A 24,490-nucleotide genomic window follows, 5' to 3' on the forward strand; every position below is an offset into this window, starting at 1 on the left:
GTTTACAAAGATAGTGGCACATGTAAGCTAGTAAATGGTTATATAGAGGTCTGATATTTTTTTGGATAAAAATAAACGCGCGTTCAGTCGGTTTTTGCCGATTCAGGGGGCGGTTGCACTAACGAATAAACGCGCGTTTACAAAAGTGGGGGTGCATAAGAACCTGTACACAGGTTTTGGTTACATGTTCATCAGCCTTAGCTTTATCATAGCTTACAAAGCTGTGTCATTATAACAATCCAAATACAGGAGGAATTACACGTGAAAGAGCTGAAAATCAAAAGAGTTCTACCGCACGCCTTGGTGGCCCTACTGACGGTTTTTACTATTTCAGCTTGTGAAACCGCTACCACAGGGTCTGATGCACAGAGCTCTAACAATCCTTCAGAAAACATGGACGCTAATGGGAAATATCAGAAACCGCTCAAGATGACCTGGGCTGTTCAAACAGCAGCTGCTTCCAAACTCCTTGACAATGAAACCTGGGAAGATAACCGATGGAGCCGTTTGTTCAAAGATAAGCTCAATATTGATCTTCAGGTTGCTTTCACAGCCGACAGCAGTACCGATGCATATAAAAATAAACTGAATGCCATCATTGCTTCAGGCGACCTGCCGGACGTATTCAAAACGCAGGATACAAACGTTTTTCTGCAGTTGGCACAGAATGGGCAGCTGGCCGATCTCACCGAGGTGTATAACAAATATGCGACGGATTCCATCAAGGAATATCAAAAGAGATTTACCGATTCCTTTAAGGGAGCTACGATCGACGGCAAACTTTATGCCATACCTCGAATGAACGACAACTTCCACGAAGCGCCGTTTCTATGGATACGTGAAGACTGGCTTAAGCGAACGAATTCTCAGCCACCCAAGACCATCGAAGAGCTTGTTGCTCTTGCGAAGAAGTTCGCCACCGAAGATCCGGATGGGAATGGTAAGAATGGTGACACGATTGGGCTTGCCCTCAACAAGGATCTCATCAGACAAAATCATGCCAGCATTCTTGGTTTGGTTTCCGCGTTTGGCGTTCCTGGACGCGACGAGAGCATGTTTTATCGTGACCAGAATGGCAAAATGACATTTGCCTGGATTCAGCCGAACATGAAGCCGGCGCTTGCTGTATTGGCAGATATGTATAAACAGGGACTTATCAATAAGGATTTTACCTCAAAAAGCGAATCAGCACTCGTAGAAGATATCACTAGCGGCAAGATCGGTATGGCTTTCGGCAGCAACTGGGGCACCTGGTATCCCTATAATAATGTTTATAAAAAAGATGGTGTTATCGTACGTCCCTACCCAATCCCCACACAATCCGGTTACGATTACAAGATTGGTATCGAGAGCAACGCTGTAGGCCAGATGACGATGGTAAGGAAAGATTACAAAAACCCCGAAGCCGTTATTAAGATGCTAAATCTGTACGATGAGACCGTTAATTACTCAACAAAGGATGTTTACGATAAATATTGGGCTAATGAGCAATACCGTTTATCGCCAATTTACATCGATCAACCGGGTGAGGTTTATGCAGCAGATTTGCTGAAAGCAATGGATAAAGGCTCCTCTGAAGGCCTTCCTCCTGCCGCAAAGCCCTTATATGACTATATTGCCGGATTCGAGAATGGAACTCTTGCCAAAGATGACAACGCTTTCGGTACTTGGGGGCAAATGTCCAAGTCAGGTTCTTTACCCATCGTATTGAACAAGTATATCCCCGACAAGGCCATCGTCCAGAGTATCTTGGGCATTCAAAGACCTGATGTATGGTTAACGAACGTTTCTTCATTGGACACCCTGACCATCACAGCCTTTACGGATATCATTACAGGAGCTAAGCCTGTCGAATATTTCGATACCTTTGTACAGCAGTGGCTGAAGGCAGGCGGTCAAAAATCACTTGACGAACTTGATAAAATGTACCCGGCCAAATAAATGTTTAGATGACAGCGGTGGGGGATATCTCACCGTAAATCATTGACAGGTGGTGAAGTGGTGTTTGCAAGTCTGAAGCGAAAAGACAAGATGTTAAGAGAACTACCGTTATATCTCATGCTGCTCCCCGCTGTCGTTCTGGTTGCAATCTTCAGCTATGGCTCCATGGCCGGGGTGATCATCGCTTTTCAAAAATTTATTCCGGCAAAAGGGATGTTCGGGAACCAACAATGGGTAGGTTTTCAAAATTTCATTACGTTGTTTTCCATGCCGAATATAGGGTTGGTCATTCGCAATACGGTTGTTATCGCCTTGTGCAAAATGATTGCAGGCGTCGTTGTTCCGGTGGGATTTGCCCTGCTGCTCAACGAAGTCAGGAATCAGTTAACCAAGCGTATTTTCCAGACGCTGGTGTATTTACCGCACTTTTTGTCCTGGGTCATCTTATCCGGAATTTTATTAAATCTTTTGTCACCGAACGAGGGCTTTGTCAATATTGTACTTTCCAAACTTGGCATTGAACCTATCTTTTTCCTAGGTAACCCGAATGTGTTTCCAGCCACAATGGTCATCAGCGATATTTGGAAGACTTTTGGATTCGGATCGGTGATTTATCTAGCTGCTCTCACAGGCATAGACCCTGCGCTTTACGAGGCTGCAGTCATTGATGGTGCAAACCGTTGGCAGCAGACCCGGCATATCACCCTGCCTGGCATCTCATCGATGGTCGTCCTGATGACCGTGTTGGGTCTTGCCAATATTCTCAACGGCGGTTTCGATCAAATCTATAATATGTACAGTCCCGTGGTCTATTCGACCGGTGATATTTTGGATACCTTCGTGTTTCGTCTTGGCATTGAACAGGCGCAATACGCGCTCTCCACTGCGGCTGGCCTGTTTAAGTCGTGTGTCTCGCTAATTTTTATTGTTGTCTCTTATTACTTGGCGGACAAATTAACCGGATACAGAGTCTTTTAAAGGAAGGAGAGATGACCATGGGAATAAAGGATTCCCTATCACGCAAAATATTCCTAGTGAGCAATTCCGTATTCCTGCTGCTTGTTGCAATTTTATGCATTGCGCCGTTTATCAACCTGTTGGCCGTATCATTTTCGGATAAAGTAGCCGTAGCGGCAGGTGAGGTTACTTTTTTCCCAGTGGGATTTACAACGATCTCTTACCAATTTATTACGAACACATCGAAGTTCTTCATGTCGCTGCTTGTTTCCATTAAACGAACGGCCATCGGCGTTCCGCTCAATTTATTATTGATCATTTTGACCGCCTATCCTCTCTCTAAATCAAAAGAAGATTTTGGTGCGCGGAGTATTTTCTCATGGTTCTTTGTCGTGACTATCCTTTTCAATGCCGGATTAATTCCTACCTATATGGTCGTGAAAAGCACCGGATTGATGAATACCATCTGGGCGCTTGTTCTACCAGGGGCACTTCCCGTGTTCAGCATGCTCGTTGTAATGAATTATATGCGCAGTCTGCCGAAGGAATTGCTGGAGGCAGCGTATATGGATGGCGCGAGTCACGTGCAGACGCTAATTCGTGTGGTTTTGCCGGTCTCCATTCCAACGCTTGCAACTGTAACGCTTTTTTCATTCGTAGACCACTGGAACAGCTGGTTTGACGGCATGATTTATATGAACAAAATTCAAAACTATCCCTTACAAACCTATTTGCAAACGGTTGTCGTGAATCCGGAGGAATTTATTCGCAACAATACGGATCTTAGCGGCAACTTATCCAAATATTTGTCCATGGTCAGTGCCAGAACGACGGGAGCTGCACAGATGTTCTTGGCTATGATACCGATTTTATGCATCTATCCTTTCTTGCAAAAGTATTTTACAACCGGACTCGTGATGGGCAGTGTAAAGGAATAGGCAGAAGAAGTAAAAAATGAAAATTGGATGGTGCAAACATGAAAAATAACATTAGCTTCGAGGGTTTTATTCAGATTGCGATTGTCGTAAATGATATCCAGAAAGCTGCGGAGGCATGGGCAAATCTATTGAATTTTCCTGTGCCGGAAATCCGTTATCTGCCTCCCACACATAATCCCGATTTGACGTATCGTGGCAAACCGGCCTACTACGGCCTGAAGCTCGCGAATATCCGAGTTGGCAATTTTGTTATTGAATTGCATGAACCTGACGAGAAAGACAGTACTTTCAGGGAGTTTCTTGATCAACATGGCAACGGTGTCCATCATCTAGGTTTCCAGGTAGGCGAGAAACGTGATGCCATCATCGGTGAGTTGGAGGAGATGGGGTATGCCATGCGGACGATTGGTTATTACCCTGGCAGCAGCTGGACCATTGTCGACGCTGAGGATAATTTGGGCGTTAATTTGAACATCAAACCTCGGGCCTAATAGGGGGAAAAGGAGGAGCAGACATGAATATCGTCATTACCGGTGCAAATCGTGGTCTTGGGTATGAATTGACACTCGCTGCCGTACAGAGGGGGCACGAGGTTATAGCGGGAAATCGTTCACCGCAGGAAGAGGGGAATTTGTTGGAACTGGCCAGCCGGTTTCCCGGCCAAATTAAGACTGTTCAGCTCGATGTATGCGACGAAGAATCGATTGCCCGCTTAGCGGAAACGTTACGTGCAGGTAACCAAACGGTGGATGCCGTCATTAACAACGCGGGGATTTTGCTCGGAAGAGGTGTTGCTCTAGAAGAATTGCCTATCCAGGATGTCGTTCGTTCTTTCGAAGTTAATTTATTTGGTCCGATGATGCTCATCAAACATCTGCTTCCTCTCATGGAGGAAGGCAGCTCGCGCGCCATTCTTAACATTTCGTCCGAAGCCGGCAGTATGTCCAACGCTTACGGGGGAGATTTTCCTTATGCAATTTCCAAAACGGCGATCAACATGTTCTCTAAGCAGCTTAAAAAGTATGTAAAAAACAGAGGAATCCGTGTGTACGCCATTCACCCAGGCTGGATTAAGACAGACATGGGCGGCGAGAAAGCTCCCGGAGATCCTGCCGAGAGCGCTAATGGCATTATCGATATACTCGAAATGAAAAAAGAGATCGATCTGGAATCCTTTTTTGTCAATTACAAAGGAGAACCGATGCCTATGTGACAGTTAGGCGAATTGAAAAATGAAGGAGATTCGCGATGAATACGTTAAAGGAACCACGAAAGGTAGAAAGAAGAAACGTGATCAGTACGTTGGAAACAGTGGACGTGATAAGTGGCGAACGTAACATCTTGGCTGAATTTGATTTTCTGATTGAAGCACCCAATTGGACGTGTGACGGCAACTACCTTGTGTATAACAGCTTAGGCCGTCTCTATAAGTTTAACCTCGTGACAAGGGAAAGCACAGCCATAGAATCCGGCTACGCTATTCAATGCAATAACGACCATGTACTCTCACCGGATAACACTGTTGTTGCGGTAAGCCATCACACTCACGAGGACGGCCTTTCTCGTATCTATACGTTCCCTTTGCAGGGGGGCGATCCCACACTCATTACGCCGATAGCACCAAGCTATTTGCACGGATGGTCACCGGACGGAAGCACATTAGCTTATTGTGCGGAGCGGAATGGCGAATACGATATCTACACCATTCCAGTGAATGGTGGCATTGAAACACAATTAACGCATACCACGGGGTTAAATGACGGCCCTGAATATTCACCTGACGGTCAACACATCTGGTTCAACTCGGTACGAACAGGTCTTATGCAAGTATGGCGCATGAATGCCGACGGCAGTGAACAGACCCAAATGACGTTGGATGAGAGCAATAATTGGTTTCCTCATGTTTCTCCAGATGGAGAATTAGTGGCCTACATCACTTATCGGAAAGGCGATGTCGCTCCCGGTGATCATCCCGCTAACAAACATGTAGAAATTCGCGTTATGTCCAGCTCTGGTGGAGGTTATCAAACGATTGTCGAGCTTTTTGGGGGACAAGGAACTCTTAACGTTAATTCCTGGTCGCCGGACAGCAGGCATTTGGCTTTTGTTAGTTATCGTATTCAACCTTCTTAATGTAAAGGAGAAAAAAACGATGGAACATACGCTTCTGGGTACAACTTTGGTTTGTCAGATTGCTATGATCGTGCGTGATGTGGAAAAGGCGACCCACCGCTTTGCGGAGCTTCTCGGAGTCCCGGCTCCCACGATCATCATGGCTAATGAGGATGGCAGCGACACCGTCAGTTACATGGGGAAACCTACACAAGGAAGAGTAAATCTTTCATTTTTTCACATGGAGAATGTCGTCATAGAATTCATTGAACCTACAGATGATCCTTCAACTTGGAAGGAATTCCTTGAAACAAAAGGTCCGGGAGTCCATCATATCGCATTTAAAGCAAAGAATAAAATGTTGGAAACAGCTGCCAAACTGGAGAAATTCGGGTTCCCTCTTATTCAAAATGGCAATAAATATGCGTATGTAGAAAGCACCGACGATTTGGGCGTCATTCTTGAACTTCTTGATATTGATTAAATGAACTTTTCATGCCAGGGCTAAGCGTTAACACCGTTGACAACAAGATCAGCATCGGCGACCTGGCGCTGGCGGCTAAAGCTTACGGTAAGTCGTCCGCGGATTCCGACTGGAACTCGTGGAAGCAGTTCGACTTCAGCGGTGACGACGTCGTAACATTGAGGATCTGGTCATGCTTGCCACTCAGATTCTGAACTAGGAATAAATAGTTGCCTTCAATCATTTCTGAGGGCCCTTGACTTACCAAAATCACAATTGTGAAGAAAGATTGAGAAATCAAGCAACAAAAAAACGGAGCCCCGCGTTTGCGGTTTAAAGGCTCCGTTTTTTAATACATTGCACGTTTATTTTATCCCATATAAAAATCGATCCGAACCTCTTCGCTGAATCCCATCGCTCGATACACACGAACGCCCATCTCGCTTGACTGCAGCACGGCTAACTTGCCGCCTGCGGCTTGTCCCTCACGAATAGCATGCGCGGTCAAAGCGCTTCCGATACCTCTCCTCCGGTATTCTCCAGCAGTAGCTACATTGTAAATGCCAATGGTTTCTCCATCTTGAAAGGCTGTAACCACTCCGGCAGGACGGCCATCCAGGAATCCGGCAAAATGCCGTAAAATGGCTTGTTCACCGAGTGCTAACGACTCGTTCACTTGCATGAATACCTCACCAGTTTCTCCTTGTAGGCCGAATGCAGGAAGAGCAATCTCTTTGAACCAGGAGAATTCCGATGATGTCCGAATAGGTTTGATTTCGAAGTTAGGTATGCTTGGAGCCTCATACGTCCAATCCGTAAGGGAAAGTGACATACCAGGAGATTGGCCGGACTTTTTAAGTCCTTGTTCCTCCAGTACGCTTGCCAGCTCAACCGCTTCGGTGTCATGCGACCAGATCAACCAAGAAAAGGGGCGTTTAGATGACTGATAATGATCGGCAATTGTTGCGATATCGTTCAATGCCCCATCTGATTTCAGTCCTTTATAGGTGATTATCCGATTGAATAACGAATGAGGAAGATCACTTTCGTAACGAATCGCTTGTGGTGTTTCTACGAATGACATGCGAGGACAGGAGTCGCTCATTTGCTTCATAATATGAATCATGTTTTGTTTGATGATGTCTGGCGTGCTTATCATGGTTGACCTCACTGGGTATAGGATTAGGACCTGCATTCCGTTATTGTAATTCGTAGAAATTCATCAAACAAATAACGAAATGTTGAAGAAGATATAAGTACTTTTATTCATAGATGGCTGTCTGTGCTGTTGCTCTCCTAACTGGCGCTATAACTTTTCATTATGACGCCCCCAACATACCTGTAGTACAATCCACAATGCCAAGGTGTTAAAGTATGTTTACCGCCAAAACAAAAGGCGAATGCAGCTGCTGATATAAAAAAAATATCGTCACATTTCGGTTTTTTTGATGTGTAATAAGCGTCCTAGAGGCAATAATATCTTTCGTAAGTCAGCTGCATGAACGAAATTGCCCAGGCTGTGTTTTGCTACTTCAAGTTAAGGGGGATTTACAATGAACAATCGTGTTCTAATGGTAGTTACGACTGCCGATCAAATAAATGAGAATGAGAAAACAGGCTTATGGTTGTCAGAATTTGTAGAGCCATACCTCGCGTTTAACAATAAAGGATATGAGGTTACGATAGCAAGCCCATTAGGCGGGAAGGTTCCGCTAGATCATAGAAGCCTAGAAGGCGCATCTCAAGAGATGTTAGATATGGCTAAGTATCTGAAAGATACCATTAAGCTGGAAAATGTGAATGACATTCATGCTTACGACGCTATTTTCATCCCGGGTGGACATGGAACGATGTTCGACATGCCTGATAACGAGGTGCTGCAAACCATGATCCGTACGATGTATGAATCCGGTAAAGTCGTTGCCGCGGTTTGTCATGGTCCTGCAGCCCTTGTAGGGGTGAAGCTGTCAGATGGTACGCCTCTAGTAGCAGGAAAAACGATTGCGGCTTTCACCGATGATGAAGAAAGAGAAACGACTTTAGATAAATTCATGCCCTTTTTATTAGAAACAAAACTTCGCGAATTGGGAGCTAATATCGTCTTAGCGCCAAACTGGTCAGATAACGTTCAAGTAGACGGGAATCTCATTACAAGTCAAAATCCACAATCTGCGGAAAGTGCTGCTAAGGAAGTTATTCGTCAACTAAATAAATAATCAGGGGGCTATATAAAATGAAAACTGAACTTACATCAACACAACAGGTAATGAATCGTTGGAAAATGCACCGCAATGCCTTGCAAGAACTTGTCGCATTATTGCCCGAATCAAGCGGAACATGGCGCCCATGGGATGGCGGGATGACGACAATTGAACTTATTCATCATCTGGCTATGACTCCGGATTTCTTTTTTGCCGCTATTGAATCACGCGATATGATCGTCCCGCCCGTTCCGTCGACCATTTCGGAAGCTCGCGAGCTTCTTCAGCAATTAACCGCCGAGCACGAACAAAAGCTGGCCTCTTATTCAGAAGCAGATTTACAACAAGACGCAACTATTTTTGAAAATGTAGAGCCAATCGTAGAAGTGCTTCATCGTTTAATTGGACATGAGGCGCATCATAAAGGACAACTCTTCGTGTATGCCCGCATGCTGGGCGTAACACCGCCGTTTTATGTCGATTTAAGCGTATAATTGACAGAATTCATTGGAGAGGGGTAATAACGACGATGGAAAAGTTTGAGTTTTATAATCCGACTAAGCTTCTATTTGGAAAAGGTCAATTAAGCAGTTTGAAAAAAGAGATTCCGGCTTATGGCAAACGTGTTTTGCTATTGTATGGTGGCGGCAGTATGAAAAAGAGCGGCTTATACGATAAGGTCATCCATGAATTGAAAGAAATTGGCGCTACGGTTGTTGAGTTAGGAGGCGTTGAGCCGAACCCGCGACTAACGACTGTCAAAAAAGGGATTAACCTGATTAAAGAAAATCAGCTTGATTTCATTCTTGCCGTCGGTGGCGGCAGTGTGCTCGATTGTGCAAAAGCAATTGCCGCGGGCGTGCCGTACGATGGTGACGTATGGGATATCGTACTCAAGAAGGTGAAAGCTTCATCCAACTCTGTTCCGATTGGCACTGTCCTAACGTTAGCGGCAACGGGTTCCGAGATGAACGGAAATTCCGTCATCACGAATTGGGAAGAAAATGAGAAAAAGTCGTTTAACTCCATCCACGTCTATCCAAGATTCAGTATTCTGGATCCGGAGCTTACCTTCTCTGTGCCACGTGATCAAACGGTATACGGCATCGTTGATATTATGTCCCATGTCTTCGAACAGTATTTCCACGCCTCGAGCCATGCACCTCTTCAAGAAAGAATCGGTGAAGCGATTCTTCGCACCGTTATCGAGACGGCACCTAAGCTCGTGAACGATTTGAACAATTACGAATATCGCGAAGTCATGTTGTTGAATGGAACATTGGCTTTGAATGGACTAACCGCAATGGGGGTTAAAACCGATTGGGCAACGCATTATATTGAACACGCCGTATCGGCTGTCCATGATATCCCGCACGGCGGCGGACTCGCGATTCTTTTCCCACGCTGGATGGAACATGTCGCGGCTGTGCGTCCGGAGAAAGTGGCGCAGCTTGGGGTACGTGTATTTGACTTGGATCCGGCAGGAAAAACGGACACGCAATTGGCAGCGGAAGCGATTGAGTCACTCGTGAAATTTTGGACGTCCATTGGAGCACCTACTAAGCTCTCAGACTATGGCATTGATGATAAGGAAATTGAGTTAATGACGGAAAGAGCTATGCTCGCCGATCAAATAGGTAACTATGTTCCTCTTTCGAATGAGGATGTCAGAAAAATTTTGAGAAATTCTTTGTAATTTGTTGAAAAATGGGGCTGTCTCGAAGGTTCATACGACCAGAGAGATAGCCTATTTTCTATGAATAGATAAGCATTTTTATAGGTAATCCATAAATATGTAATTTGTTCTATGATTTCAATTTATCTTAAAATATTACGTAAATATGAAGATATAATAGGAGATTCAAATGAAAAATATGATTGATAAATCTGTAAGTACTAGTATTGAAATCGTTGAACGAGAAGCCTGGTTGGATTTAGTTGTTGCTGCTCCAGCGGACTATGTTGAAAGCTCCAAAGTTTCCTCTGCGCGATTGGGTGCGATGGTTGGAATTGCAGATTTAGGCGTACCTATCACGGAATTTAATCGGATTCTTGGCTTGGGAATTGGAAAACCTGTAAACGAAGCCGAGTTGGATCAGGCCATCGCGTGGATGAATGACAATGCCGCTGCTTCATTCGCTTTGCAAGTTTCTCCAACAGCGCTTCCTGAAGCCAGGTTGGTGGAGTGGATTCTAGAAAGAGGTTTTAAAAACGCTGGAAATGGATGGGCGAAGCTATATAGAGATTCTGTACCTGTGGTAGATCAAGCGGTTCCTACTACACTTGATGTACGTCTTGTTGAGGCGCATCAGGCGGAAGAATTTGGCAGAGTTGCGCAGGCCGCGTTTGGTCTGCCAGAAACCATAATCCCATTATTATCGGCTATCGTTGGACGTCCAAATTGGAAGGCTTATCTCGCTTATGATGGAGATACTCCCGTTGCTTCCGGAGCGATGTTTCTGGATAACAAATGGGCTTGGCTCGGTGTAGATGCAACGCTGCCCGATTATCGTGGCAGAGGGGCACAAAATGCACTAATCAGACAACGGGTATCGGAAGGAATCTCTGCAGGAGTCGTTGGCTTTACGGCAGAAACCGGACAACCGCCTGAGGGACAAGAAGGTTCAAATAAGTCTTTTAACAATTATCACCGTTCAGGGTTTACTCGAGTTTATGCGCGTCGGAATTATAAATTTGGCATCTAAAACGCATCTAAAACAAATTGACGATTTGGGGTAAGCTTTTGAGCGATTCATCTCTAGCAGGGGAAATACAGGGCGCTATTTCATCGAAATAGGCTCTTTTTCGCGTGGAGAGGGAACTGTGATCCCCTATTTATTCGTTTGCGCAGGCGCCAGGCGTCATAACTTTTTGTTATGCATGCCAAACTTAATGATAGTACTATTCTCGCATTCATCGTGTTACGGTATGGCTACAGCAGTCAAATTAATTGACCTGTATATAAATAAATTTATTTATGAGTCTTTATTTTGTAATTTGTTGTGTATGTGAGAAAACCTTACAATGACAACATGTGGCTTTTTCGCTAATGTGATTCTTTTTATAAAAGAGGAAGGAGTGGCCATGGTCGATTTCGAATGGTACAGAAGCTTTATTGCCATTTTTAAGCACAATTCCGTATCGGAGGCCGCTAAAACGCGGATAATGACCCAGCCCGCATTGAGTCAGCACCTCGCCTGCCTTGAATCGGAAGTCGGTGAACCGTTGTTCATTCGAACTTCACGAAAAATGGTGCCGACCGAACGAGGAAAGCAGCTGTATTCTCATCTAGCACCCCTAATAGAATCATTAGAGGAAAAAACGATGGGTTTAAAATTGCATCTATCACCAACCATGAATCCGATCAAAATCGGTGCAACACCGGAGTTGTTCACTGAGAACATACTGCCGCATTTATCGGGATTGAAATTGGATACGACAACGTACTTTGGGGACGCAGAGCAGCTGCTAGAACTTTTAAAAGAAGAACGTGTAGATCTTATTTTAACCAATCAAAGATTCTTAACGCCCGGAATCGAATATGTACGGCTAATGGAAGAGAGCTTTGTCATTGTTGCACCGATGGAGACGGCCGTGCCGGACTTCATGCTTTTGAAGGAGAAGGAAAGATGGCTTTCCGAACAAAAGTGGATCAGCTATGGCCTGGAACTTCCAATCATAAGAAGATACTGGAAAGAGTTTTTCAAGAAAGGACCACTCATTAATCCAGCCCATGTCATCCCTAGCATGGATTTAATTCTAAAGGCCGTTGAGGAAGGGGCGGGGATGAGTCTGCTCCCGACACATATTCTGAAACATCAGCATGGGACAAATCCGAGATGGAAAATCATTTTCGAAGATTTGAAGGTTCATAATGAAATATTCATTGGCTTTAAATCCAAACATAAACATGTGCTCGTCATCAATGAATTTATTCAGCGTGTTTCGGAGGATGTCAGGGATGAACCGAGAGATGTTCATTTGGCTTCGAACTCGCATTAAATAAAGTTAATAATTGCTTACTTATCGATTTTTCACGGGTAACGACAGAGATTTGACGGGTTAATCTGAAATCTGTAATCGGGATTGCTTTAATCGCATCATTCGTTTGGTTAATGAAGATTTCAGGCAAAATGGTAATGCCCAGATTGGCTTGTACAAAACCAAGGATGCTCTGTCCCAATTCAATTTCTAACGCGATATGTAACGTTTCTCCTCTTGTTGAGAATTCCTTTTCCACCAACATCCTGACATCGCACCCCTCAGGCAGCATAACAAAGGGGTCGTCCTTTATCTCATGAAAGGATACTTTTTCTTTATTTCCGAATAAGGGATGATTGGCATTCACAAATAAGAAGAAGTTTTCTTTAAAAACGGGGGTCGAGTGAAAGTGATGTTGTACGCCTCTGTCATCAAATAGGGCAGCATCGATGGTGCCATTTTCAATATTTTTTATCAGGTCAAAAAAGCTGTAAAACACCCTGAGTTTGAATGCCATTTTGATATCTTCCTGTTGATTAGCGGCCATATGGTTTGGCAAAAACATGGTGGCAACGCTTGGCCATGATCCAATGACAAGATCAACTTTGCCCTCTTCTTGACTTAGCGCAATCTCTCTTCTCAGATCATTTAGTTCGTTCATAATTTTCTTGCTTCTTTCAAGTAAAATCTGGCCGGATTGCGTCAGCGTTACGCCTGTGGATGAACGCACTAATAATTGAGCTCCTAATTCATCCTCCAAGGTCCGAATTTGTTTGCTTAAGGCAGGCTGACTAATATGCAGGATTTCACTAGCTTTTGTTAAACTCTTCGTTTCAGCCGTCTGCCGGAAGGCTTCTAACCATTCGATCTTCACGTCCATCCCCCATAACTTTTGGTTATTCCTCACATAACTTATCGGTAGTTCGAATCGCAGCTCTAAGATGTTACAGTATGGATACGGCAAACACGACGAAATGCTAAGATGATCTTTTGCATTTCGGGAACAAATTATTTACGTAAGTATACATGGAGCCCTGGTAATATATCCAACAATGGGGGTCTGGCCTATCTCTATTGAATAGGCTGTTTGATGGTTATGCTACTGGTTATGGTTTTAAAATATATGATGACTCTTTGCTCGATTAACGATAGGAGGAACAAATAATGGACCATTTATTTACACCCTATAAGCTGAAAGGTCTGGAACTGAAAAATCGTGTCGTCATGCCGCCGATGTGTCAATATGCGGTCAGGAATAATGACGGAGTCGTCAACGATTGGCATTATAATCACTATCTTAGCCGCGCCATTGGCGGAGCAGGACTGATCATTATTGAGATGACGGATATTGAGCCGGACGGCCGAATTACCGATTTTGATCTTGGGTTATGGTCTGACGAGCAGATCGCTCCATTAAAGCGCATCGTTGATGCCGTTCACCAATACGGGGCAAAAGTGGGCATTCAGATTGCTCATGCGGGACGCAAAGCGGAACACGCCGAAGTTCCTGTAGCGCCGTCCGCTATTGCATTCGATGAGACGGAGACATACAAGACACCTCGGGCATTGACTACAGACGAAATCAAGCAAATGGTGGACAAGTATCGTTTGGCAGCTGTACGTGCTATCAAGGCTGGCGTAGATACGATTGAAATTCATGGAGCTCACGGCTATTTGATTCACCAGTTCCAATCTGCGTATACAAATAAACGCACGGATGAATACGGCAAAGATTTGCCATTGTTCGGCCAGCAGGTTATTCGAGCCGTCAAGAGCGTGATGCCTGATGACATGCCGCTTTTTATGCGTATTTCGGCCAGAGAGTATGTGGACGGTGGTTATGGGCTTGAGGAAAGTATTGCCTTTTCCAAAGTGTATAAGGAGGCGGGTGTAGACCTGTTTCATATCAGTTCCGGTGGAGAAGGGCCTATTCTGGCGCACGGAAGACCGGGTACCCATGTGGCGTATCAGGTACCTATGGCAAGAGAAATCAGGAATGCGCTGAATGTACCGGTTATTGCCGTAGGACGGTTAGATGATCCGGCATTAGCGAACGCCGTGATCGGCAACGAAGATGCAGATCTCGTGGCAGTGGGCCGCGGGATGTTAAGAAATCCGTATTGGACGCTTGAAGCCGCCAAAAAGCTAGGGAAAGAAATAGAGTTTCCTGGTGTATATGGCATGGGTTTTGGACTTAAGTAAATAGATCATAATGAGAAGGCAGTCGGTGATCAACCGGCTGTCTTTTGTACGTTAACGGGAAGCGCTGTATTGGCAGGTTTAAATGATGTCAACATTATTCATGACGAAAAGGGATTTTGATTTGATTGAACATGAAAGCGTTTTTGCATTACGATAAGATCATGAAACAGACAAAGGGAGGTTATTCTAATGAGTGAAATTGCTGCACAAAAGCAAGGATCATCCGGCGGATTCCGGGTGAAAGTGCAAAGTTTCGGTCGTTTCTTAAGCGGCATGGTGATGCCTAATATCGGGGCGTTTATCGCTTGGGGATTGATTACAGCTTTATTTATTCCGACTGGGTGGATTCCAAATGAATATTTGGCTAAGCTCGTAGGTCCAATGATAACTTATCTTCTTCCGCTCTTGATTGGGTATACGGGAGGAACGATGATCCATGGCACACGCGGTGGTGTCATCGGAGCCGTAACCACGATGGGGGTTGTCATCGGGACGGATATTCCGATGTTTATGGGGGCAATGATTGTAGGTCCTTTCGCCGCGTGGGTGCTGAAGCAGTTCGATAAGTCGATTGAGGGTAAAATTAAGTCCGGTTTCGAAATGCTTGTTAACAATTTCTCATCAGGCATCATTGGAGCCATACTAGCCGTTCTGGCTTACACGGTTGTCGGTCCTGCCGTTCAGGTCGTGAGCAAAGCATTAGCTTCCGGAGTTCAAGCGTTAGTCAACGCAGGTTTGCTTCCGCTGGCCAATATTCTCATCGAACCAGGTAAGGTGCTGTTCTTGAACAACGCGATTAACCACGGCGTTCTAAGCCCGATCGCGCTTGATCAAGCTTCCAAAACAGGCAAGTCCATCTTATTCATGCTAGAGTCCAATCCTGGTCCAGGACTTGGTATACTACTGGCCTACTGGATTGTTGGACGCGGTGCAGCGAAACTTTCCGCTCCGGGTTCTGCTATCATTCACTTTTTCGGCGGTATCCATGAAATCTATTTCCCATACATCCTGATGAATCCGCGTCTTATTCTAGCGGTAATTGCAGGTGGTGTGACAGGTACTTTCACGTTCTCTCTTTTCAATGCAGGTCTGGTTGCGCCTCCTTCACCGGGAAGTATTTTTGCTTACATCGCTATGGCTCCAAAAGGCGGTATGCTGCCGATTTTCAGCGGCGTAATCACTTCTGCGATCGTTTCTTTCGCAGTAGGTGCTCTGTTGTTGAAAACAACGAAGCAAACGGAAAGCGAAGATTTGGATCAGGCTAAAGCCAGAATGAAAGAAATGAAGCAAGCCCCGGCTGCAGCGGCAGCAGAGCGTGTAGATGTTCCTGTAATGAAGTCTGCCAACAATGTGCAGAAAATCGTTTTCTCCTGCGATGCCGGGATGGGATCGAGCGCGATGGGGGCTTCTATTTTAAGAAAGAAAATGAAAGAAGCCAGCATCAATATTAACGTCGTCAATACAGCCATTAATGATATCCCATCCGATGCTGACATCGTGATTACGCATAAATCCTTGACGGATCGCGCACGAAACAAAGCACCGCAAGCTGAACATATTTCCATTGATAATTTCATGAAAAGCCCGGAATATGATGAGCTCGTGAAACGATTGGGTTAAATAGAAGGTTCTAACGCTGGCATCTTGCCGGCGTTATCTCCATTTTGTTCATGAGGAGAATAATCATGAGCCTCTCAAACAGGCATCGTCAAATCCTTGAGCTGTTAATGAAGCAAAGGGATGACATTACGGCAGGAGAGATAGCTGCTGAGATTAATGTAAGCACTAGAACTGTTCATAGAGAATTGTCTGAGCTGGAGACGGTTCTGGCGAATCTCAGTATAGCGCTCCGTAAGAAATCGGGGAAAGGGATTCAACTTCTAGCGGAGCCGGAGAAATTAGAGGCATTGAGGCAACTGCTCGATGGCAGGGTGAATGTGGCGTATTCAGCCGAGGAACGAAGAATGCTGCTGTTATGCCTGCTGCTTCAGGAGGAGGAACCCGTTAAGCTTTTTACATTGTCGCATGATTTGGCTGTCACGATTCCAACCATTACGAATGATCTGGATGAGTTAGATAGCTGGGTTAAGAGATCCAATCTCACCCTCGTTCGCAAAAGGGGTTATGGCGTTGAATTGAGCGGTACAGAAGCTAATAAACGGAGGATGATCTTACATCTGGCGAAGAATGGGCTCGATGAGTCTGATCTCTTTGGAAAAAATGAGAGCCAACATTCACCTTTAGCGCAAAAGCTTTTGAAGCTGATAGGTAAAGAGAATTTTACAAAAGTGGAAGAAGCGCTTTGGCTGGCCGAAGATGAAGGCTTAAGCGAAATATCGGAGGAGGAGTATACGAATTTACTTATTTCCCTGTCGATAACGATTGCCAGAATTCAGATGGGCAGACCGATCGAGGTGAATAGTGATCATCACTCGGCCCGTCCAAGCAAACTGCTTACCCATACCATTGATCATTTGACAGAAAAAATTCCAATCCAGTTAACGCCTGCTGAAATATCGTATATTGCTGAGCTGCTGGAACCTACTTCTGAACCTCATGCCAATTTGCTGTTTCCGATCGATGAGCTGAGTTACATGGAGATGGTATGGAAGCTGATCCGGAGAATGGAAAGAAGTCTAGGCGTTCCGTTCAGCGACGATCGTTCCTTGAAAGAAGGGCTGCTGAGTCATCTGGAGTCCGCGATTAAGCGGTTATTAGCGGGAGCTACGATTCGCAATCCGCTTTTGACGCAAATTAAAAAAGATTATGAATTACTGTTCGAAGCTATTCGGGAAGCTGTCGATGCGACTATCAGTGAAATTGCTATACCAGACGAAGAAATCGGGTTCCTGGTCATGCATTTCGGTGCTTCCATCGAGAGGCAGAAACAATTTAAGCGAAATGTAAGAGCCATTCTGGTCTGTACCAGCGGCATAGGCACCTCTAAAATGTTGGCTGTACGCCTAACGAAGGAGCTTCCGCAAATCAATATTATTGGCAATGCTTCCTGGTTTGAAGCTGCGCGTATTCCTAAGAAGGACTACGATTTAATCATATCGACTGTGGACCTACCACTCCCTTCCGATCAATACATGAAACTCAGTCCGTTATTGACGAAAGATGAGGCGGAGCGGCTAAGGCTTTTTATTCAAAATGTGACACTGCAAAAAGAATCGGGTGAACCGATTCACATGCACCTGGAGGCAGGATCAAAAGATCGGCTGCATCGCATCCAGTTCTATATTAATGAAATTGTAAGCATTATTGATCAATTTACGGTGTTTCACATCGAGCAAAGTTATGAAAACTTGGAAGAGGCCTTGCAGGATATATGCAGCTATGTCAGCAGATGGGGTGTCATTGACGAAGTAAAACCTATCGTTGAGCTGCTGCTTGCGCGGGAGAAGTTAAGCAGTCAAGTGATCCCTGACACGGGTCTTGCGCTCTTCCATATTCGAAGTGAACAGGTGAAAAAGCCTTCCTTCACTTTGTTTCGATTAGCGGATGACTTGCCGTTAGAAAGCGGGAAACAATCCGGCGTGAGACAATTGCTGCTTATGCTCGGTCCGCAGGAGCTCTCGAAGGAGAGCTTGGAAGTGCTTAGTGAAATTAGCTCTTTCCTGCTCATCCCTGAAATGATCGACCTGTTGAAATCGGGCAGCCAGTCAGAAATTAAACACTTTTTATCGCAAGAGTTAGCAGCTTTTCTAGAAAATAAAAAATAAATCGGATATGGGGAGAGATCTACGATGAGTATCTTATCAACCAATAAAGTAAAGCTGAATGCGAAACCCAAAGACAAATTCGAGGCCATTCGAATGGCGGGCCAATTGCTGGTTGATGCAGGTCATGCTTCAGCCGGTTATATCGATAAAATGATCGAGAGAGAGCAAACCTTATCGACATTCATGGGCAATGGATTGGCCATTCCACACGGCACACAGGATTCCAAATCATTGATCCTCTCCACGGGACTATCCATTGTTCAAATCCCGGACGGTGTAGACTTCGGTGACGGAGAGACGGCCAATCTGGTGATCGGGATTGCGGCTGCAGGCAATGATCATCTGGACATTTTGACGAATGTCGCGATGATTTGCTCGGAAGATGAGAACATCGAGCAGATTATGCAAGCTTCTACTCCTGAAGCGATGGTGAAGATTTTCGAAAGCGGGATGGAATGATGAAAGCTGTACATTTTGGAGCGGGTAACATCGGAAGAGGCTTCATCGGATTGCTTTTGTCACAAGCCGGATATGAAGTTATCTTCTCAGATGTCAACGATACCTTGGTGGAGCTGCTGCAGGAAAGAAAAACGTATACGGTGCGTTATGCGAATGAAGCGCAAGAGACCTTCACGGTAGCAGGCGTTACAGCGATCAACGGCAAAAATCTGGAAGATGTAGCCGAAGCCGTTGCACAAGCTGATCTTGTGACAACAGCGGTTGGCGTCAATATTCTGAAGCACATTGCAGGCGGAATTGCTAAAGGGATCGAGCGAAGGATCGCGAGGGGAGCCGCGCCGCTGCACATCATTGCTTGTGAGAATGCGATTGGCGGCAGTTCGCAGCTTAAAGAGCATGTGTATGCTTTGTTAAGTGAAGAGCTGCGTGCGAAAGCAGAGACGGCTGTTGCCTTTCCGGATGCTGCTGTGGATCGAATCGTTCCTATTCAGCATAACGAGGATCCGCTTCAAGTGACTGTGGAGCCTTTCTACGAGTGGGTTGTTGATGAGTCGCAAATGCTGGAAGGCTTCACTCGCATTGACGGCGTTCATTATGTTAAGACGCTAGAGCCTTACATTGAGCGCAAACTGTTTACCGTTAATACGGGTCATTGCAGCGCTGCCTATCTTGGCTATTTGCAAGGTTACGCAACGATTCAAGAGGCGATGGCTAATCCACAAATTGCTTCATTAGTGAGGCATGTTATGCACGAGACGGGTTCGATCCTGATCAAAAAGCATGACTTTGAGCTTGCGCAGCATGAGATCTATATCGATAAGATATTGCAAAGATTTACGAACCCCTACTTGATTGATGATGTAGCGCGCGTAGGAAGATCACCGATTCGTAAATTATCGGCGAATGATCGGCTGGTCAGACCAGCAATGCAAGGGTATGAGCTAGGGATGACCCCATCTTATCTTACTATGGTCATGGCTGCTGCCCTGCTGTTTAAGGATCCAGCGGATCCTGAAGCTGTCCAAATTCAAGCGGATCTGCAAGATCTGGGTCTTTCTGGGACGATTACCAAGTACACGACGATTGGGGAAGAACACCCCATTCATCAGCTGATTCGAACGCATTACGAACAATTTAAACAAACCGTTGTTTCTTAAAGAAAGGGGAGTTACCTCATGGCGAACATGATGACCAAACGTCTAACCGGCATAGCTGCTTCCCCCGGCATTGCGCTGGCCAAAGCTTTTCGATTGAATAAGGAGCAGTACGAGCCCGTGGCTGTGGAAGTGGCCGACAAGGATCAGGAGGTCCTTCGTTTTAGTAAAGCTGTGGAAGAAACCAAACAAGAATTAGAAGAGATTAAAGATTTGACTGAGCAGCGAATGGGTGCGGCAAAAGCGGAAATTTTCGAAGCACACTTGATGCTTCTTGAAGATCCTGATTATATAGATGCCATTATAGATAGCATTAAAGATGAAAGCATGAATGCGGAATTCAAGCTTCATGAAGTTGCAAGCAGCTTTATTGAAGTGCTCAGCTCGATGGATAATGAGCTGCTTCGTGAGCGCGCGGCTGATGTTCGTGACGTCACCGGGCGAATCATGAGCAAGCTTCGCGGCGTTTCCTATGCAGCGATTACGGCTATTAATGAACCGTGTATTCTGATCGCTGATGATCTGACGCCTTCTGATACGGCACAATTAAATCTTGACTATGTGCTTGGTTTTGTGACTGAGGTTGGCAGCCGTACCTCTCATTCCGCTATCATGGCTCGCTCCCTGGAAGTGCCTGCTGTTGTTGGTGCAGGTGAAGGGGTCAAAGACATCGCGACAGGTACGATGCTTATCCTGGATGCAGTTGAAGGTGTAGTGCTCGTCGCGCCAAGCGATCAAGAGGTTGAGGCGTATCAGACGCGTAAACAATCATACGACGAGAGAAGAGCCGAACTGCGCAAGCTCATCCATGAGCCGACGCTTTCTGCGGATGATCATCGTGTAGAGTTGGCTGCCAATATTGGCAGTGTGGAGGATTTGCAAAAGGTTCTTGCGAATGGAGCGGAAGGGATCGGATTATTCCGAACCGAATTCCTGTATATGGGGCGCAGCGCTCTGCCGAGCGAAGAAGAACAGTTTCAGATTTATAAACATGTTTTGGAACGAATGGACAACAAACCTGTTGTCATTCGCACCCTTGATATTGGCGGAGACAAAGAGCTGCCATATATGAAGCTGCCAGTTGAAAGCAATCCATTTCTTGGGTTACGTGCAGTACGTTTATGCTTGAGCCAAGAAGACTTGTTTCGTACGCAGCTTCGAGCGCTTCTGAGAGCAAGCAGTTATGGGCAATTGAAAATCATGTTTCCTATGATTGCTGTCATGGATGAGCTGCTAGCTGCCAAACAATTGTTGCAGGAGGAGAAAGAGAAGCTTATACAAGAAGGAATCTCAGTGTCCGCGAACATTGAAGTTGGGATTATGATTGAAGTGCCTGCTGCAGCAATAGCAGCTGATTCGTTGGCGAAAGAGGCCGATTTCTTCAGTATTGGCACCAATGACCTCATTCAATATACGATGGCTGCGGATCGGATGAATGAAACTGTTTCTTATTTATATCAACCCTGTCATCCGTCCATTCTTCGCTTAATCCAAATGGTTATCCAAGCTGCGAGCAAAGAAGGCAAATGGGTGGGGATGTGTGGCGAAATGGCTGGAGATGAGCATGCGATTCCGATTTTACTCGGCATGGGACTTCATGAATTCAGCATGAGTGCCAGCTCGATTTTACCTGCGAGAGCCTTGATCAAAAAGACCTCACAACAAGAATGGGCCGGCTATACCCAGCAAATTCTGGCGATGAGCAGCCAAGCCCAAATCAAACAGTTTGTAGAACAGAAGACAAGGAGTGATCTAGCGTGATATCTCAAACTTTTACGGTGTTGAATCCATCTGGCTTCCATGCCCGCCCGACCAAAGTATTCGTTCAAAAGGTTGGCACGTTTCCCTGCAAAGTAAGTGTCATCAAAGGGGAGAAGAAGGTCAACGGCAAAAGCTCGCTGAGTATGCTGACGCTCGGCATTCAACAGAATGACGAAGTGACATTGGAAGTGGATGGAGAGCAAGAGGAGCAAGCGATGCAAGAGCTAGGCGCTTTGTTGACGCATATCTTTGAGGAGTAAAATGGTTCTGGTGAAAAACGAAAGTGTGAGCGGTGCGCTCATACTTTCGTTTTTTTTGCATTTTTTGGCTTCTCGAAAACAGCCAACTAAGGTGAGCATCCACTGCTATCGTTACTCCGAGCGGATGATCCACTAAGGCATTGTAAGCTAGGGGAGATGGAATAACTACCGTCAATCTGCGGTGCTCAGTAGCAGGGCAACGAAATAACAGTAGAAACTCAATCTATATCAGCGGTAGGGGACTGAATTTGGGTATTTTTAGCAAGATTAACAACAGAAAATCCAGCTACTTAGTAAAAAAATGAACAATTGCAGCAAATAGCAGGAGGAATCGGCGTTACCTTAAAATGACATAACTGTGTGTAAAATCCAAGGTCCTGATGCCGAGGTTGCGATCCAGCCTGGGGGAACTACGGGGCGTTATTTCTGCGAAATGGGCATTTTCCACAAGCGAGGGGAACTACAGTACACTATTTTGCCAATTTCACAGGAAAAAAGGCTCGCGGAGGACATATAAAGCCCTGTAGTTCCGTTTCCGCGGAAACGGGCTGAATTTGCTAGAATAGTGACCTGTAGTTCCCCAAAGGTGTATCGTCGACCAACTTAACGCTAGTATGAGGTTCCCCCTCCGCCAAAATGTCTCAGTAACGCTGAATTTTTAGCAACACTGGGTGATCTCCACCCCCAATTTCGCTTCTACCAGGCTCTTAACAAGCTAAACGCCGGAGGAGAAGGTAACTCCTCCAACGGTTCCTTTCTCCCATCGAACTACAGGACGCTATTTAATTGGAAATAGGTCCTTTTTTGTGTTCGTTAGCGGAGTAACTGGAATTTCTACTGTTAAAATTGGTACGGAGTAGGAATCTTGATGAAATAACTGGAAGTTGTGCAGCTAACTCAGTCAATTCGCCTCAATCCGGATGAAACTTGAGGAATTAGCGGAGAAATTTCCATCTAATTCCATGTGTTCAGCAGAAACGAACAAATTAGCAGCACTTTTTCCCGTTAACATTTAAGGGTAGGGGGAGGCCAAACGGCTAAGCCGCAAATGCCGAGAACCTGTTAATCCAGCAAAAACATGTATATTGAGCACCAAGCGCTGATCTGTTTATGCTAGGAGCACAACGGATGGGAGTGAAAACATGAATACAACAGAGCAATGGATACAAGAAGCATGGAACTCGGGAATCAGCAAAGTGATGAATGCAAGCCGGCGAATCGGAGCCGCATTCCCGCACGGCTCGCAGGATGGAAGGTTTCAACTTATGTCACCGCACTATTGGACAGCCGGCTTCTGGCCTGGACTGTTATGGCTCGCTTATAGAGACCGGCAAGCGGACGAATTACGCCAACTGGCTGAGAGCTGTGAAGAGCAGCTGGATGAAGTGCTGCAGGGCTACGAGCGGTTGGATCACGATATGGGTTTTATGTGGACGCTGACCTCGATCGCCAATTGGCAATTGACTGGAAATGAGCCATCCAAACGCAGAGCATTGATGGTCGCCAGCCATCTGGCAGGTCGTTTTAATTTGCAGGGCAGCTTTATCAGGGCTTGGAATCACCCCGATCGTGTCGGATGGACGATCATTGACTGCATGATGAATCTCCCACTGCTGCACTGGGCATCGAAGCAAACCGGCGATCCCAGGTTCAAACATATCGCCATCGCGCATGCGAAGATGGCTGTGAAACATTTTATACGCGAAGACGGTTCAGCCTATCATGTTGTATGTTTCGATCCGGAATCCGGAGAACGGACGGGGGCGCTCGGTGGCCAAGGCTATGCCGAGGATTCCGCTTGGTCGCGTGGTACAGCGTGGGCGATCCATGGGTCGATTTTGAGCTACCAGCATACGGGGGATCTAGCATTACTGGAAGCGGCCGAACGTGCAGCCGACTATTTCCTTACACATCTTCCGGCGGACAAGGTGCCGTATTGGGATTTCCGCTTACCTTCATTCGAAGGGGCGCCGAGGGATTCAAGCGCAGCCGCCATTGCGGCAAGCGGGCTGTTAAATCTGGCAGCTGCGTGCCAAGGGGAACGGGCTTCCTTTTATAGAGATCAGGCATGTGCCATCCTGCAATCCTTATCCCGCAACTACGTGGCAGATGATTCGGAAGAGGCCATTCTCGTTGCGGGCACCGGCAATTTGCCTGGCAATCAGAACATCAATAAGCCGTTAATCTATGGCGATTACTTTTACATGGAAGCTTTGTCCAAGCTGCGAGGTCATTCCTCCTTCTGGGAACCGGAGTCTCAGCATATTTAACTAAAATTTTACAGGTGTATGAACGGAAAAAGTGTATATTGCAGCCTAGACACCCGCACAGCAAGC

Annotated in this window: 22 protein-coding genes and 1 pseudogene; 21 read left to right on the plus strand and 2 right to left on the minus strand. The window is 45.7% G+C overall.

Features of this window, described 5'->3' with window-relative positions; translation table 11 throughout:
- The first annotated feature begins 261 nt into the window (after window positions 1–261).
- The 7 genes from RQP52_RS00070 to RQP52_RS00100 all read left to right on the plus strand — a co-directional run bounded on the left by RQP52_RS00070 (window position 262) and on the right by RQP52_RS00100 (window position 6,432).
- A complete protein-coding gene (locus RQP52_RS00070; protein ID WP_315948633.1) occupies window positions 262–1,941 on the plus strand; it encodes an extracellular solute-binding protein in 1,680 nt (559 codons plus the stop codon).
- 90 nt (window positions 1,942–2,031) lie between these two features.
- Entirely contained in the window at window positions 2,032–2,919 is an 888-nt protein-coding gene (locus RQP52_RS00075; protein WP_315948635.1) for an ABC transporter permease, read from the plus strand.
- Between the two features lie 17 nt (window positions 2,920–2,936).
- Window positions 2,937–3,836 (plus strand): carbohydrate ABC transporter permease, encoded by a 900-nt coding sequence (locus RQP52_RS00080; RefSeq protein WP_315948638.1) that lies wholly within the window; start codon window positions 2,937–2,939, stop codon window positions 3,834–3,836.
- Window positions 3,837–3,874: 38 nt separating this feature from the next.
- The gene (locus RQP52_RS00085) at window positions 3,875–4,327 is read left to right on the plus strand and encodes a VOC family protein (protein ID WP_315948639.1); all 453 of its coding nucleotides are present in this window, start codon (window positions 3,875–3,877) and stop codon (window positions 4,325–4,327) included.
- A 23-nt stretch (window positions 4,328–4,350) separates the two neighbouring features.
- The gene (locus RQP52_RS00090) at window positions 4,351–5,049 is read left to right on the plus strand and encodes an SDR family oxidoreductase (protein ID WP_315948641.1); all 699 of its coding nucleotides are present in this window, start codon (window positions 4,351–4,353) and stop codon (window positions 5,047–5,049) included.
- Window positions 5,050–5,084: 35 nt separating this feature from the next.
- Complete coding sequence (locus RQP52_RS00095) at window positions 5,085–5,969, plus strand: TolB family protein (RefSeq protein ID WP_315948642.1); 885 nt, start codon at window positions 5,085–5,087, stop codon at window positions 5,967–5,969.
- A gap of 19 nt (window positions 5,970–5,988) precedes the next feature.
- Entirely contained in the window at window positions 5,989–6,432 is a 444-nt protein-coding gene (locus tag RQP52_RS00100) for a VOC family protein (RefSeq protein WP_315948643.1), read from the plus strand.
- Window positions 6,433–6,781: 349 nt separating this feature from the next.
- Here the strand turns inward: RQP52_RS00100 and RQP52_RS00105 are convergent, their stop codons facing one another.
- Window positions 6,782–7,495: a GNAT family N-acetyltransferase gene (locus RQP52_RS00105; RefSeq protein WP_315948645.1), complete on the minus strand. Its 714-nt coding sequence runs from the start codon at window positions 7,493–7,495 to the stop codon at window positions 6,782–6,784.
- Window positions 7,496–7,964: 469 nt separating this feature from the next.
- On the opposite strand from RQP52_RS00105, the gene RQP52_RS00110 reads away from it, so the two are divergent.
- The 6 genes and pseudogenes from RQP52_RS00110 (at window position 7,965) to RQP52_RS00135 (ending at window position 12,614) form a co-directional block, all read left to right on the plus strand.
- Window positions 7,965–8,627 carry a type 1 glutamine amidotransferase domain-containing protein gene (locus RQP52_RS00110; RefSeq protein WP_315948647.1) on the plus strand — a complete coding sequence of 221 codons (663 nt, stop codon included), beginning with the start codon at window positions 7,965–7,967 and terminating at the stop codon, window positions 8,625–8,627.
- A 17-nt stretch (window positions 8,628–8,644) separates the two neighbouring features.
- Complete coding sequence (locus RQP52_RS00115; RefSeq protein WP_315948649.1) at window positions 8,645–9,106, plus strand: DinB family protein; 462 nt, start codon at window positions 8,645–8,647, stop codon at window positions 9,104–9,106.
- 35 nt (window positions 9,107–9,141) lie between these two features.
- Window positions 9,142–10,308, plus strand: coding sequence for an iron-containing alcohol dehydrogenase (locus tag RQP52_RS00120; protein WP_315948651.1), 1,167 nt, complete (start codon window positions 9,142–9,144; stop codon window positions 10,306–10,308).
- 169 nt (window positions 10,309–10,477) lie between these two features.
- Window positions 10,478–11,317 carry a hypothetical protein gene (locus RQP52_RS00125; protein ID WP_315948653.1) on the plus strand — a complete coding sequence of 280 codons (840 nt, stop codon included), beginning with the start codon at window positions 10,478–10,480 and terminating at the stop codon, window positions 11,315–11,317.
- Between the two features lie 379 nt (window positions 11,318–11,696).
- Window positions 11,697–11,873, plus strand: a pseudogene (locus tag RQP52_RS00130) (helix-turn-helix domain-containing protein); the annotation flags it as partial.
- 63 nt (window positions 11,874–11,936) lie between these two features.
- Window positions 11,937–12,614 carry a substrate-binding domain-containing protein gene (locus RQP52_RS00135; RefSeq protein ID WP_315950325.1) on the plus strand — a complete coding sequence of 226 codons (678 nt, stop codon included), beginning with the start codon at window positions 11,937–11,939 and terminating at the stop codon, window positions 12,612–12,614.
- Here the strand turns inward: RQP52_RS00135 and RQP52_RS00140 are convergent.
- The gene (locus RQP52_RS00140) at window positions 12,568–13,467 is read right to left on the minus strand and encodes a LysR family transcriptional regulator (protein WP_315948655.1); all 900 of its coding nucleotides are present in this window, start codon (window positions 13,465–13,467) and stop codon (window positions 12,568–12,570) included. The two genes, RQP52_RS00135 and RQP52_RS00140, sit on opposite strands and share 47 nt — an antisense overlap.
- 290 nt (window positions 13,468–13,757) lie before the next feature.
- On the opposite strand from RQP52_RS00140, the gene RQP52_RS00145 reads away from it, so the two are divergent.
- The 8 genes from RQP52_RS00145 (at window position 13,758) to RQP52_RS00180 (ending at window position 24,424) form a co-directional block, all read left to right on the plus strand.
- Window positions 13,758–14,795: an NADH:flavin oxidoreductase/NADH oxidase gene (locus RQP52_RS00145; RefSeq protein ID WP_315948656.1), complete on the plus strand. Its 1,038-nt coding sequence runs from the start codon at window positions 13,758–13,760 to the stop codon at window positions 14,793–14,795.
- Between the two features lie 189 nt (window positions 14,796–14,984).
- A complete protein-coding gene (locus RQP52_RS00150; RefSeq protein WP_315948658.1) occupies window positions 14,985–16,415 on the plus strand; it encodes a PTS mannitol transporter subunit IICB in 1,431 nt (476 codons plus the stop codon).
- 65 nt (window positions 16,416–16,480) lie between these two features.
- Entirely contained in the window at window positions 16,481–18,520 is a 2,040-nt protein-coding gene (locus RQP52_RS00155) for a BglG family transcription antiterminator (RefSeq protein WP_315948660.1), read from the plus strand.
- Window positions 18,521–18,544: 24 nt separating this feature from the next.
- The gene (locus RQP52_RS00160) at window positions 18,545–18,979 is read left to right on the plus strand and encodes a PTS sugar transporter subunit IIA (RefSeq protein ID WP_157324886.1); all 435 of its coding nucleotides are present in this window, start codon (window positions 18,545–18,547) and stop codon (window positions 18,977–18,979) included.
- The gene (locus tag RQP52_RS00165) at window positions 18,979–20,136 is read left to right on the plus strand and encodes a mannitol-1-phosphate 5-dehydrogenase (RefSeq protein ID WP_315950327.1); all 1,158 of its coding nucleotides are present in this window, start codon (window positions 18,979–18,981) and stop codon (window positions 20,134–20,136) included. The genes RQP52_RS00160 and RQP52_RS00165 overlap by 1 nt, the downstream gene beginning before the upstream one ends.
- A 30-nt stretch (window positions 20,137–20,166) precedes the next feature.
- Entirely contained in the window at window positions 20,167–21,894 is a 1,728-nt protein-coding gene (ptsP, locus tag RQP52_RS00170) for a phosphoenolpyruvate--protein phosphotransferase (protein WP_315950329.1), read from the plus strand.
- Window positions 21,891–22,154, plus strand: a complete 264-nt coding sequence (locus RQP52_RS00175; RefSeq protein ID WP_315948663.1) for an HPr family phosphocarrier protein — start codon at window positions 21,891–21,893, stop codon at window positions 22,152–22,154. Before ptsP ends, RQP52_RS00175 begins: the two co-directional genes overlap by 4 nt.
- A gap of 1,142 nt (window positions 22,155–23,296) precedes the next feature.
- Complete coding sequence (locus RQP52_RS00180; RefSeq protein ID WP_315948665.1) at window positions 23,297–24,424, plus strand: glycoside hydrolase family 88 protein; 1,128 nt, start codon at window positions 23,297–23,299, stop codon at window positions 24,422–24,424.
- Window positions 24,425–24,490: the final 66 nt, after the last annotated feature.

The organism is Paenibacillus violae (assembly GCF_032461945.1).
In the GTDB taxonomy this organism is placed as follows: domain Bacteria; phylum Bacillota; class Bacilli; order Paenibacillales; family NBRC-103111; genus Paenibacillus_E; species Paenibacillus_E violae.